Origin of the sequence: Paracidovorax wautersii, from assembly GCF_900113035.1 — a bacterium.
GTDB classification, from domain to species: domain Bacteria; phylum Pseudomonadota; class Gammaproteobacteria; order Burkholderiales; family Burkholderiaceae_C; genus Paracidovorax; species Paracidovorax wautersii.
This window is the reverse complement of sequence record NZ_FONX01000017.1, coordinates 1-12,943: the sequence shown is the minus strand read 5'-3', so window position 1 is coordinate 12,943 and position 12,943 is coordinate 1. Positions and strand designations below refer to the sequence as shown.

Below are 12,943 nucleotides of genomic sequence, written 5' to 3'. Positions count from 1 at the left end.
TGCTTCCCGTCTCCTTCCTTCCCTCTTACCTTTGCACCGCTTCGCCCATGACCACCCTCGGCACCCCCCTCTCGCCCTCCGCCACCAAAGTGATGCTGCTCGGCAGCGGTGAACTGGGCAAGGAAGTCCTCATCGCCCTGCAGCGCCTGGGCGTGGAAACCACGGCGGTGGACCGCTACGAGAACGCGCCCGGCCAGCAGGTGGCCCACCACGCGCGCACCATCACCATGAGCGATCCGGCACAGCTCAAGAGCCTGATCGAGGCCGAGCGCCCGCACCTGGTCGTGCCCGAGATCGAGGCCATCGCCACGCCCATGCTCGAAGAGCTGGAAGCCGCCGGCACCGTGCGCGTCATCCCCACCGCCCGCGCCGCGCGCCTGACCATGGACCGCGAAGGCATCCGCCGCCTGGCCGCCGAAACCCTGGGCCTGCCCACCAGCCCCTACCGCTTCTGCGATTCGGCCGAGGAACTGCAGGCCGCCATCGATGGCACCGACGGCCAGCCCGCCATCGGCTTTCCGTGCGTGGTCAAGCCGGTGATGAGCAGCTCCGGCAAGGGCCAGAGCAAGCTCGACGGCCCGGCCGATGTGCAAAAGGCCTGGGACTACGCCATGGCCGGCGGCCGCGTGAGCCATGGCCGCGTCATCGTCGAAGGCTTCATCGACTTCGAATACGAGATCACCCTGCTCACCGTGCGCGCCAAGGCCGCCGACGGCAGCATCCAGACCTCCTTCTGCGAACCCATTGGCCACAAGCAGGTGAGCGGCGACTACGTGGAAAGCTGGCAGCCCCAGCCCATGCCATCCCTCGCGCTGCAGCGCGCCAAGGACATCGCCAAGGCCGTGACCGACGATCTGGGCCGTGGCCTGGACGGCCAGCCCTCGGGCCTGGGCCTCTTCGGCGTGGAGCTGTTCGTCAAGGGCGACGAGGTCTGGTTCAGCGAAGTCAGCCCGCGCCCGCACGACACGGGCCTGGTCACCCTGGCCACCCAGCACCAGAGCGAATTCGAGCTGCACGCCCGCGCCATCCTGGGCCTGCCGGTGGACACCAGCCTGCGCAACCCCGGCGCCAGCGCCGTGATCTACGGCGGCGTCGATGCCCTGGGCATCGCCTTCGACGGCGTCGATGAAGCCCTGGCCGTGCCGGGCACCGACCTGCGCCTCTTCGGCAAGCCCGAGAGCTTCACCAAGCGCCGCATGGGCGTGGCCGTGGCCCGCGCCGCCGACGTGGACACCGCCCGCGCCAACGCCAAGCTGGCCGCGAGCAAGGTCAAGCCGCGCCAGGCCTGATCCGCGGGGCGGCCAGCCGGCCGCGCCCCGGCGCTCAGGCCGTCAGGGCCTGCTCCACGATCCAGTCGTGCACGGCCTGCACCCGCCGGTCGTCCAGCGCGCCGGCCGGATAGACCAGGCAGTAGCGCTTGCCGGTGGGCACGGCTTGCGTGCCGAAGGGCGCCAGCAGCTTGCCGCTGGCGATCTCGTTGGTGGTCAGCCTGCGCCGCGCGATCGCCACGCCCATGCCGGCCATGGCCGCCTGGATGGTGATGTGGTTGCGGTTGAACATGTAGCCGCGCCGCACATCCACCTGCGGCGCGCCCACGGCCTTGAGGTAGCGTTCCCACTCGGCATAGGGCTGGCTGCCGCGCCAGGCGGTCATGTCGTGCAGCAGCGGGTAGTGCGCCAGATGCTCGGGGCGGGTCAGGGCAGGGCGGCCCTGCAGCAGCTCGGGCGCGCAGACCGGGAAGATGTCCTCCTCCACCAGCGGCGTGCTCTGAAAGCCCGGGTAGGCGCCGTCGTTCAGGTCGATGGCCAGGTCGAACTCCCCGTCGCGCAGCGAGCGTGTGCTGTCTTCTGCTTCCAGCTGCAGTTCGATGGCCGGGTGGCGCTGCATCAAGAGCGGCAGCCGGGGCACCAGCCAGGTCGCCAGGAACGAGGGCACCGAACGCATGCGCACCACGCCGCTCAGGGCGCCGCCGCGCAGGCGGCCGATGGCCAGGTCGATGGACGCATAGGCCGGCTGCGCGGCGACCTGCAGCCGCTGGCCCTCGTCCGTCAGCTCCAGCCGCCGGGGCAGGCGCCGAAACAGCTTCACGCCCAGCCAGTCTTCCAGCGACTTGATCTGCTGGCTCACCGCGCCCGTGGTGATGTGCAGTTCCTCCCCCGCCTGGGTGAACGAGAGATGGTGCGCCGCGGCCAGGAAGACCTTGAGCCGGGCATGCACGAAGGCGGGTGCGTTGTCGATCATGGTTTAGTTTTACTGAATCGGAGGCCAGAATATTTGGTTTGCCGGTGGGGTGTCATAGGGAAAGAATCGGTGCCTGCACAGCCTGTGTTGTGCATCGCATCAGGAATCCTAAACAAAACGACCGCCCCAGGAGAAATACGAAATGGCCATCAGCGTGCTGGACCTGTTCAAGATCGGCATCGGGCCTTCGAGTTCGCACACCGTGGGGCCGATGCGCGCGGCGCACGATTTCGTGCACGAACTGGCGGAGCGCGCACCGCTGGCGGCGGTGCGGCGCGTGGAGGTGCGGCTCTACGGTTCGCTCTCCGCCACCGGCATCGGCCACGGCACCGACCGCGCCGTGGTGCTGGGCCTGATGGGCGAGCGGCCCGACCGCATCGATCCCGACCGCGCCGTGGCTGCCGTGGATGCCGTGCGCGCCAGCGGCCTGCTGCAGCTGGCGGGCCAGGTGGCGCTGCCTTTCGACTGGGATGCGGACCTGCGCCTGCTGCCCGTGAGCCTGCCCTACCACCCCAACGCGCTGCGGCTGGCCGCGCACGGGGCGGACGGGCTGCTGCACGAGAACACCTATTACTCCGTGGGCGGCGGCTTCGTCGTCGATGAGCGGACGGCCCGGGCCGGCGTGCCGCAGGGCGAAGAGGTCGAGCTGCCGCTGCCCTTCGACACCGCCGCCCAGCTGCTGGCCGTCTGCCGCCGCGAGGGCCTGCGCATCAGCGAGGTGATGCTGCGCAACGAAGGCGCCTGGCGCAGCGAAGCCGACACGCGCGCCGCGCTGGCCCAGATCTGGCAGGCCATGCAGGACTGCGTGCAGCGCGGCATGGTGCAGCAGGGCGTTCTGCCCGGCGGCCTGGCCGTGCGCCGGCGGGCCGCCGCCATGCACCGCAGCCTGCGCGAGCGCGAGGCCGGCGAGGGCAACCTGATCGCCCGCACCCTGGGCGCGCTCGACTGGGTCAATCTGTTCGCGCTGGCGGTGAACGAAGAGAACGCCGCCGGTGGCCGCGTGGTGACGGCGCCCACCAACGGCGCGGCCGGCATCATCCCCGCCGTGCTGCACTACTTCACCCGGTTCGAGCCCGGCGCCAGCGCGGGCCAGGCGGCCGACTTCCTGCTCACGGCCGGCGCCATCGGCACCCTGTTCAAGAAGAACGCATCGATCTCGGGCGCCGAGGTCGGTTGCCAGGGCGAGGTCGGCTCGGCCTGCGCCATGGCCGCCGCGGGCCTCGCCGAGGTGATGGGCGCCACGCCCGAGCAGGTCGAGAACGCGGCCGAGATCGGGCTGGAGCACAACCTGGGCCTGACCTGCGACCCGGTGGGCGGTCTGGTGCAGGTGCCCTGCATCGAGCGCAACGCCATGGCCTCGGTCAAGGCCATCAACGCGGCCCAGCTCGCGCTGCGCGGCGACGGCGCCCACGCCATCTCGCTGGACCAGGCGATCCGCACCATGCGCGACACGGGCCGCGACATGCTGGACAAATACAAGGAAACCTCGCGCGGCGGGCTGGCCGTGAGCTTCATCGAGTGCTGACCCAGCCACCGCGCGACCGCGCGAGCGGGCGGGGACGCCATCCCACGCCCGCACCATAAAAACTTCCATAGGAGACAAGGACGATGGCATTTGATTTCTCTGCAGCGGCGCGCCGCTGCCAGCGCACCGGGCTGGTGACGCGCATCCTCATCGGCATGGTGCTGGGCGTGCTGCTGGGCCTGCTGGCGCCGGGCTGGGCCGCGCCGGCAGGGCTGCTCGGCGACCTGTTCATCGCCGGCCTGAAGGCGGTGGCGCCGGTGCTGGTCCTCGTGCTGGTGGCCGCGGCGATCGCCGGGCACCAGGCGGGCCAGCCCACGCACATCCGGCCGATCATCCTGCTCTACCTCATCAGCACGCTGGGCGCGGCGGTGGTCGCGGTGGCCGCGAGCTTCCTGTTCCCGACCACGCTGGTGCTCAACGCGCCGCCGGTGGGCGGCGAGCCGCCCGGCAGCATCCTGGGCGTGCTGCGCAACCTGCTGCTGAGCGCGGTGCAGAACCCGGTCAAGGCGCTGATGGAGGCCAACTTCATCGGCATCCTGGCCTGGGCGATCGGCCTGGGCGTGATGCTGCGCCACGCCAGCGAGGGCACGCGCCGCATGCTCTTCGATCTGTCCGACGCGATCTCGGGCCTCATCAGGCTGGTGATCTCGTTCGCGCCGCTGGGCATCTTCGGCCTGGTGGCCGCCACGCTGGCGGAGTCGGGCCTGGGCGCGCTGGCGGGCTACGGCCAGCTGCTGCTGGTCATCGTGGGCTGCATGCTGTTCGTCGCGCTGGTGCTGAACCCGCTGATCGTCTTCTGGAAGCTGCGCCGCAACCCGTATCCGCTGGTCTTCACCTGCCTGCGCGAGAGCGGCATCACGGCCTTCTTCACGCGCAGCTCGGCGGCCAACATCCCCATCAACCTGCAGCTGTGCCGCAAGCTGGGCCTGCACGAGGACACCTACGCCATCTCGATCCCGCTGGGCGCGACGATCAACATGGCGGGCGCCGCGGTCACCATCACCGTGATGACGCTGGCGGCCACCCACACGCTGGGCATCCAGGTCGATCTGCTCACCGCGCTGCTGCTGTGCATCGTGTCGTCGCTGGCGGCGGCCGGCGTCTCGGGCGTGGCCGGCGGCTCGCTGCTGCTCATTCCCATGGCCACCAGCCTGTTCGGCATCTCGGCCGACGTGGCCATGCAGGTGGTGGCCATCGGCTTCGTGATCAGCGTGGTGCAGGACTCGGCCGAGACGGCGCTCAATTCCTCCACCGACGTGCTGCTCACCGCCGCCGGCTGCCCGCAGGACGTGCAGCTGCCCGGTCAGGGCTCCGGCGCAGTGCGCGCCTGATGCGCAAGGGCGCTGCTGCGGCTGTCGATGCAGCATGCGCCGGGCCGGCGCTGCGCCGCGGCGTGAGCGCTACACCCTGAAGAAGGCCACGGCCTCGCTGAGGTTGTCCGCCTGCTGCTTCAGGCTGTAGGTGGCTGCCGCGCTCTGCTCGGCGATGGCTGCGTTTTGCTGGGTGGAGTCGTCCAGCAGCGTGACGGTCTGGGAGATTTCCGCGATGCCCGAGGACTGCTGGGCCAGCGTGGAGGAGATCTCGCCGATCAGCGTCTGCACCCGGTCCACCCGGGATTCGATCTGCTGCACCGCGCGCACCGCATCGTCCACCAGCCTGGAGCCGGTATCGACCTTCTCGACGCTGGCGCCGATCAGGGCCTTGATCTCGCGCGCCGAAGCGGCGGCCCGCCCCGCGAGCGTGCGCACCTCGGTCGCCACCACGGCGAAGCCGCGCCCCTGCTCGCCCGCCCGGGCGGCCTCGACGGCGGCGTTGAGCGCGAGGATGTTGGTCTGGAAGGCGATGCCGTCGATCACGCCGATGATGTTGGCGATGCTGCCGGAGTCGGTGGCGATGGCCTTCATCGTCTCCATGGTGTGTTTCATGACCTCGCCGCCCTGGCGCGCCGCATCGTTGGCCTCGCGGGCCACCTGGGTCGCTGACGCCGCGGTATCGGCGTTCTGCCGCACCGCTTCCACCATCTCCGTCATGGCCGAGGAGGCGTGCTGCAGGCGGCTGGCCTGCTCTTCGGTGCGGTGGCTCAGATCGGTGCTGCCGGTGGCGATCTCGCTGCTGCCCGCCACGACCGACTGGCTGGCTTCGGTCACCCGCGCGACCACATCCCTGAACGTGCCCTGCATGGTGCGCAGCGCGGACAGCAGCTCGCCCACCTCGTGGGCCTGGCCGCGGGCATCGCTGCCGATAGGCACCGACAGATCGCCCTGGGCCAGGGTCTGCGCCACGTCCCGCGCCTTCTCCAGCGGGCCGAGCACGGCGTCTGCCATGCGCCAGAGGATCAAGCCCAGCAGGGCCAGGCAGATCGCGGTCAGCACGCGCACGGCGACGCCCACGAAGTCCACGGCGGCGGAGACTTCCTTGGCGAAATCATCGCCATAGCGTATGAGCTCCATGAGGTCCGGCTGCAGCGCCTTCGCCAGCGCCGGCGACAGCTGGGCCGAAGGGTCTGCCTGCAGCTTGGAGATCATGCCGCCCACGCGCCGGATGCTGTCGCGGGGCAGGTCGATCACCGCGCCGAAGCCCATGAGGCGGAACGCGACGAGCTCGAAACCGAAGAGTTCCGTATCCACATGGCCGGAGATCCATTGCGAATGGTTCAGTGCCTTGAGGATGGGCGCCTTGTCCTGCGCTGCTCCTGCCACCGTGTGTTCCAGGTCCCTGTCCAGGTGCAGCAGGTTCACCGCGTACTCGCGCTCCAGGTAATGGAACTTCGCTCCCTTGCCCATCAGACGCAAGCCGTAGAACGACGTGACCGCGGACACGAGCAGCACGATTGCGAGGAGTTTGAGCCATTGGCGGATGGAGCGTTTGTGCATGGCGGCTTTCGTGGGGTCGGCAGAGATCCGATGTGAGGCTTAGTTTTAATTTGTACGGATTTGTATTCCGCTTGGATCACTCGCGGATCAGGGAGATACCCGGGGGCGGTGGCGCCGCCTCCGGATATCGCGGCGAGCTCACCCCGCCGACATGCCGCCATCGACGCTGTAGCGGCCACCCGTGCAGAACGCGCTGTCGTCGCTGGCGAGGAACAGCGCGGTGCGCGCCACTTCTTCCGGCAGGCCGTAGCGCCCGGCGGGAATGGCGGCCGAGAACTGCGCCTTGGCCGCTGCGCCGGCGCCGGGCGCGGCTCCCTCCTCGATGGATCGCATCATGCGTGTCTCGATGGGCGAGGGGTGGATGGTGTTGATGCGCACGCCGGAGCTGCCCGCCTCCAGCACGGCCGAACGCATCAGGCCGACCAGCGCATGCTTGCTGGTCACGTAGGCCGACAGGCCCGCGAAGCCCTTGAGGCCGGCGATGGACGAGGTGATGACGATGCTGCCGCCGCCCTGCTTGTGCATGATGGGCATGGCGTGCTTGAGGCCCAGATAGACCCCGCGCACGTTCACCGCGATCACGCGGTCGAAGGCGTCCATGGGGTAGTCCACGATGGGCGCGATCCGGCCTTCGGTGCCGGCGTTGCAAAAGAGCGCGTCGATGCGGCCGTGCCGCTGCAGCGCGGCCTGCAGATAGGCCTGGGTCTGCGCCTCGTCGCTCACGTCGGCAGCCACGGCGCTCACCGCGTCGCTGTGGATCTCGGCCAGCGCTGCGTCCAGCGCCTCTTGCTGCAGATCGACGAGCACGACCTGCGCGCCCTCGCTGATGAACAGCTTGGCGCTGGCCTTGCCGATGCCGCCGGCGCCGCCGGTGATGACGATGCGCTTGCCTTCCAGTCGTTTCATGTACTGCTCCTTTGAATGGGTTCGAGAGAAGAAAAAGAGAGGGCTCTCAGAACGTGTTTACGATCTCGCAGGGGATCGCGTTGGAACGCAATCGGGATGAGTGGATGCCTCGGATGCGCCGCATGGACTCATGTCCATGCAAGCAGCCGGGGCGTCCAATCGCCCGATTTCGCTCCAACCCGAAGGGCAGCTACGTCGGCGGGCGGTCTGCGGCGTTGCGGCGCTTGTGGATAGCCGTGCTATCCACTGCGCACCGCGCCTTGCATCCCATCCCGCCGACGTAGCTGCGCGACCCCTGGGAGATCGTGAACACGTTCTCAGAACGTGTTCACGATCTCAGGCCGGCAGCGCCAGCAGCTCGGCCAGATGTGCATCCACCTGGGCGAGGAACTGCGGGTCGGTGCCGAAGAGCCCCAGGTGGCCGTCGATGCAGGCCAGCGGGCGGAATTCGCTGCCCGGTATGAGGCGCTGCTCGGCCTGGCAGTCGGCGGGCGGGAAGAACATGTCGTGGCTGATCGGCATCACGAAGGTCTTGGCCTGGATGCGGCCCAGCGCCGCTGCCAGATCGCCGCCGGTGTGCCGGCTCACGTCGCCGCGCTGCCATTTCCAGGCCATGGCCAGCAGGGCGTTCGGGTCCATGGGGGCGAAGTAGCCAGTCATGAAGTTGTCCACGAAGGCCTGCAGGGAGTCGAAGCCCAGCGCCTTGTGGCGGCCCGCCCTGAAGAACTCGGTGCTCCAGCCCATCACCGTCCACAGCTGGGCGTGGCGCTTCAGGCCCGCGGCCACGTCGGCCGGCGATGCGTACCGCCCATCCTGGAAGCCCGGGTCCGAGGTGATGGCATCGGCCAGGGTCTGGGCGAAGAGGAAGTCGTGCTCGGTGTTCTTCGCGGTGCCGGCGATGGGCGCGGCGCGGCGCACCATCTCGGGGTAGCGCACGGCCCATTCGTAGGTCTGCTGCGCGCCCATGGAGCCGCCCACCACCAGCGCGAGTTCGCGCAGGCCGTAGTGCTCGGTGACGAGCCGGTGCTGGGCGCGCACGTCGTCGCCGATGCGCACCTTGGGAAAGCCCGGCCCCGCCAGTTCGCCCGCCGCGTCGTGCGGAGAGGTCGAGAGGCCGTTGCCGATCTGGTTGACCACGATGATGAAATACTTGGACGGGTCCAGCGCCCGGCCCGGGCCGATGTAGGCCTGCTCCATGATCTTGCTGGTGCCCGAATACCAGGTCGGCACGAGGATGGCGTTGTCCCGGGCCGCGTTGAGCGTGCCGTGCGTGGCGACGGCGAACTGGCAGTCGGGCAGCGTGCCACCGTCTTCCAGCTCCAGCGCGCCGATGCCGATGCGCTCGAAGGGGCCGTGGGCTTCCTGGGTGTAGTAGGTGTTCTGGGTCATGGTGTCGTCTCCTTTGAATGGGGTCAGCGGGCCGTGTAGCCGCCGTCGATCACGAGTTCCGAACCTGTCACCCAGCGGGCCTGGTCGGAGGCGAGATAGACCACGCCCCAGGCGATGTCGTCGGGCGTGCCGGTGCCGCCCAGGGGGTGCAGGCTGTCCAGGTGCTGGCGCACGGCCTCTTCGGGCAGGCCCGACTGCTGGGCATGGCGCTTGACCATCGCGGTGAAGATGAAGCCGGGGTGCAGCGAATTCACGCGGATGCGGTCCGGGGCGTAGGTCAGCGCGTCGTTCTTCGACATGGTGCGCACGGCGCCCTTGGCTGCGTGATAGGGCGGGACGTCGCCGCCGCCCACGATGCCGTAGATCGACGAGATGTTGACGATGGAGCCGCCGCCCACGGCCCGAAGGTGCGGGATCGCGTGCTTGGTGCATAGGAAGACCCCGGTGACGTTGACCGCCATCACGCGCTCCCATTCCTGTAGCGGCAGTTCGTGGGTGGGCTTGTTGGCGCCCTCTATACCGGCGTTGTTGACCAGGACGTGCAGACCGCCCAGTTCCGCCGCAGCCTGGTCGAGCGCGGCCTGCACCTGGTCTTCGCGGGTCACGTCGGCCATGACGAAGATTGCGCGGATTCCGCGCTGCTGCAGCTGTCCGGCGACCTCGCGGCCGCGCTGCTCGTCCCGGTCCAGCAGCGCTACGGCGGCACCTTCCTCGCCCAGGCGCAGCGCGATGGCTTCGCCCAGGCCGTTGGCGCCGCCGGTCACGGCGGCCACCTTGCCTTCGAGTCGGCTCATGGTGTTTCTCCTGTCGTGTCGTGGATGCCTCAGTTCATGCTGAAGCCGGGGTAGCCCTTGGCCGCCAGTTCGTCGCACTGGCGGTGGTAGTTGCCCGCGCCGCCGATATAGGAGAGCAGGCGGCGCGGCTTGCCATCGACGTTCGAGCCCATGTACCAGGAGTCGGTCTTGACCACGAGCGTGGCGGCAGCGGTCTCGTCGTGGTGCTGCACCCAGCGGTCCTCGAACTCCTTCGTCGCCTCGATGGTCTGCTTGCCGCTGCGGCGCGCGTGTGCGATGCATTCGCTGATCCAGTCCACCTGCTGCTGCAGGCAGGTGGTCATGTTGCAGAGCGCGGCGGAGGGCGCCAGCGGCGCGCCGGTGGTGAAGAGGTTGGGGTAGCCGTGGATCTGCAGGCCCATGGCGGTGCGGATCTCCTGCGACCACTGCTCCTTGAGCGAGCGCCCGCCGCGGCCGCGGATGTCGATGCGGCTGAGCGCGCCGGAGCCGGCATCGAAGCCGACGGCCAGGATGATCACGTCCACCTCGTGCACGGTGCCGTCGGCGGTCTGGATGCCCTCGGGCACGATGCGCTCGATGGGCGTGGCGCGGCAATCGACGGGCTCGACGTTGTCCTGCAGATAGACCTCCAGGTAGCCGTTCTCCAGCGGTACGCGGTGGGTGCCGAAGCCGTAGTCCTGGGCGCCGGGGATGAGGATCTGGCAGAGCCGGGGGTCGTTGCGCAGCCGCTCGCGCATCTTGCCGCGCACGAATTCGGAGACCACGGCGCTCACGCCCTCGTCGAAGAACATCTCGGGGAAGGTGGCCAGCCACATCGACAGCGAGCCGTCGGCCCAGTACTTTTCCATGATCTCCGTGCGCTCGGCCGGCGTCAGCTCGGCCCAGGGCTTGTTCTCGAAGTCGCATTCGAAGCCGGCAAAGGTGGTGCGCACGCGCGCCTTGAGTTCATGGAAGCGCTCGCCATGCCGTTGCCAGTCGGCTTCGCTGTACTTGGGGTTCTTCATCGGCACCACGTACTGCGGCACCCGCGTGAAGACCTTGAGCGAGCCGACCTCGCGCGCAATGGTCTGTATCACCTGGATGCCGGTGGCGCCCGTGCCGATCACGGCCACGCGCTTGCCCTTCAGGTCGATGCCTTCTTTCGGCCAGAGCCCGGTGTGCGTGATGGCGCCCTTGAAGCTCGACTGGCCGGGAAAGCGGTCGGCCAGCGGTGCCGACAGCATGCCGCAGCAGGCCAGCAGGTACTGGGTGTCGATGCGCTCGCCGGCCGCGGTGGTGACCAGCCAGCGGCCGGTGCCTTCCTGGTAGTGGGCCGAGACGATGCGGGTGTCGAACTGGATGTCCTTCTTCAGGTCCAGCCGGTCGGCCACGAAGTTGAGCCACTGTTCGGTCTCGGGCTGGGCCGGGAAGCGCTCGCTGGGCTGCCAGGCCTTGTAGAGCGCTTCGGAGAACCAGTACTGGTAGATCTCGGCCTGCGAGTCGAAGCGGGCGCCGGGGTAGCGGTTCCAGTACCAGGTGCCGCCGACGCCGGAGGCCGTGTCGTAGGCCCGGACCTTCAGGCCCATCTCGCGCATGCGGTGCAGCTGGTAGAGGCCGGCCACGCCTGCGCCGATGACCATGGCATCGAGCCGGGTGGTGGGAGCGTCGGCCACAGCCGTGTCGCTGCGGTCCAGAGTGGTGTCGTTCATGGTCTTGTCTCCTTGTGTGCATGGATGTGTGGAGAGCGCGTGGCTGGGGCGCGCCGCGTTCTCCCGGGCATGGCTGCGTTGGCCATGGCATGCACGATAGGCAGGGCACCCCCTGCGGGACTAGAACGATCCGGTGGGGTTTTTGAAGAAAGCTGTGGGGCGGATGGCGGCCTGCTGGCGAGCCGCCCCGGGGGGCTGCGGGCGAGGCAGCGTTTTTCCTGCCCGCTGCGGCGTCAGTGCGCCTGGCCCTGGCGCAGCACGGCGGGCGTGCAGCCCAGGCGCGTGCGCATGGCCCGCGTGAGGTGGGCCTGGTCCGCGAAGCCGCATTCGGCGGCCACGGCCTTGAGCGCCAGCGTGCTGTGCGTGAGCAGGCGCTGGGCGCGCTCCAGCCGGCGATCGACGATGTAGCCATGCGGCGAGGTCTGGAACGAGGCCCTGAAGCGCTTGCAGAACGACCAGATGCCCATGCCCGCCACGGCGGCGAGCTCTTCCAGCGACAGCGGCTGGTCCAGCCGTGCCTCGATGAATTCCTCCAGCCTCCGGCGCAGGACGGCGGACAGCTGGCCGTCGGCGGAATGATCGATGCAGTCCACGGAGGCGTAGTGCCGCAGCAGGTGCACCGCCAGCTGCACGCCCAGCGCCTCGGCGTAGAGGGCGCCGCCGATGGCGTTGCCGCCCGCCTCCCGGGCCATGGTCTCGACGATGGCGCTGAGCGTGGCGTCCTGCGTGCGCAGCAGGTCGTGCAGCCGCACTTCGGCGATGGGCTTGTCGAGCATGTCGGCCGCCACCTGGGTCATCACGCTGGCGGACAGATAGACGTGGGCCACATCGATGGGCGCGGTCCAGTGCCAGTGAGAGGCCTGCGAGCGGGTCAGCAGCGACAGGTCGCCCGGCCGGCAATCGGTGCGCGTCCAGCGGCCCTCGAAGCGGCGCTCCATGCGCGTGTCTCCCCGCTGGTAGGCGACGAGCATGAAATCGGCCAGCGGCGGCACCTGCACTTCCATGCCGTCGTAGCGGTAGGCGCGCAGGGCGAGGTTCTTCCAGCCGCATCGGTCGCTGGTATGCAGCAGCTCGCCGGGCACCCAGTGCGGCAGGTCTTCCGAGGAGATGGGGTGGGCATGCGGGGCCATGGCCCGATTTCAAACGACGCCGGCCGTGCCGGGGGCTGGGGGAAACACCAGCGTCCCTGCATCCCTTAGAACCTGTTTACGATCTTCGACACAGCAAAGCCAAGAATGCCAAGTGGACGAACTGCAAGCTGGTGTTGAGCGACCTCTCGCAGTTCTTCCATAAACGCCTGTTCTTGTCCAACCAGGCAAAGCTGCGCTCCACCACCCAGCGCTGAGGCATCACCTTGAACGCGTGCAACTCGCTTCGCTTGGCGATCTGAACGGTGACGTGCTCGCCCAGGATCTCTTGCACGCCCAGGGCGAACGGCTTGCCCACGTAGCCGCTGTCGCACAGCAGGCTTCGCACCCTGCCCAGCGCAGGTCGGCAGCGCTGCAGCGCCTGCAAGGCTCCTTTGCG

Annotated in this window: 11 protein-coding genes; 3 read left to right on the top strand and 8 right to left on the bottom strand. The window is 69.0% G+C overall.

Going from position 1 to position 12,943, the window contains the following annotated elements:
- Positions 1-47 precede the first annotated feature (47 nt).
- A complete protein-coding gene (purT, locus tag BM070_RS19995; protein WP_092941195.1) occupies positions 48-1,289 on the top strand; it encodes a formate-dependent phosphoribosylglycinamide formyltransferase in 1,242 nt (413 codons plus the stop codon).
- Positions 1,290-1,323: 34 nt separating this feature from the next.
- On the opposite strand, the gene BM070_RS19990 is transcribed toward purT, so the two are convergent.
- Entirely contained in the window at positions 1,324-2,241 is a 918-nt protein-coding gene (locus BM070_RS19990) for a LysR substrate-binding domain-containing protein (RefSeq protein WP_092941193.1), read from the bottom strand.
- Positions 2,242-2,383: 142 nt separating this feature from the next.
- Here BM070_RS19990 and BM070_RS19985 point away from each other — a divergent pair, with 142 nt between their 5' ends.
- On the top strand, positions 2,384-3,766 hold the full coding sequence (locus BM070_RS19985) for an L-serine ammonia-lyase (RefSeq protein WP_092941191.1): 1,383 nt from the start codon (positions 2,384-2,386) through the stop codon (positions 3,764-3,766).
- An 83-nt stretch (positions 3,767-3,849) separates the two neighbouring features.
- The gene (gene sstT, locus BM070_RS19980) at positions 3,850-5,097 is read left to right on the top strand and encodes a serine/threonine transporter SstT (protein WP_092941189.1); all 1,248 of its coding nucleotides are present in this window, start codon (positions 3,850-3,852) and stop codon (positions 5,095-5,097) included.
- Between the two features lie 69 nt (positions 5,098-5,166).
- On the opposite strand, the gene BM070_RS19975 is transcribed toward sstT, so the two are convergent.
- From BM070_RS19975 to BM070_RS19940, 7 genes are all read right to left on the bottom strand, one after another.
- Entirely contained in the window at positions 5,167-6,639 is a 1,473-nt protein-coding gene (locus BM070_RS19975; RefSeq protein ID WP_092941187.1) for a methyl-accepting chemotaxis protein, read from the bottom strand.
- Between the two features lie 138 nt (positions 6,640-6,777).
- Complete coding sequence (locus BM070_RS19970) at positions 6,778-7,545, bottom strand: SDR family NAD(P)-dependent oxidoreductase (RefSeq protein WP_092941185.1); 768 nt, start codon at positions 7,543-7,545, stop codon at positions 6,778-6,780.
- Positions 7,546-7,881: 336 nt separating this feature from the next.
- Positions 7,882-8,934: an alpha/beta fold hydrolase gene (locus BM070_RS19960; protein WP_092941180.1), complete on the bottom strand. Its 1,053-nt coding sequence runs from the start codon at positions 8,932-8,934 to the stop codon at positions 7,882-7,884.
- Positions 8,935-8,957: 23 nt separating this feature from the next.
- The gene (locus tag BM070_RS19955) at positions 8,958-9,728 is read right to left on the bottom strand and encodes an SDR family NAD(P)-dependent oxidoreductase (protein WP_092941178.1); all 771 of its coding nucleotides are present in this window, start codon (positions 9,726-9,728) and stop codon (positions 8,958-8,960) included.
- Between the two features lie 29 nt (positions 9,729-9,757).
- On the bottom strand, positions 9,758-11,416 hold the full coding sequence (locus BM070_RS19950) for a flavin-containing monooxygenase (RefSeq protein ID WP_175518561.1): 1,659 nt from the start codon (positions 11,414-11,416) through the stop codon (positions 9,758-9,760).
- Between the two features lie 233 nt (positions 11,417-11,649).
- Complete coding sequence (locus BM070_RS19945; protein WP_092941176.1) at positions 11,650-12,546, bottom strand: helix-turn-helix domain-containing protein; 897 nt, start codon at positions 12,544-12,546, stop codon at positions 11,650-11,652.
- Positions 12,547-12,622: 76 nt separating this feature from the next.
- A partial coding sequence (locus tag BM070_RS19940; RefSeq protein ID WP_139222891.1) for a transposase occupies positions 12,623-12,943 on the bottom strand: 321 nt, incomplete at its 5' end.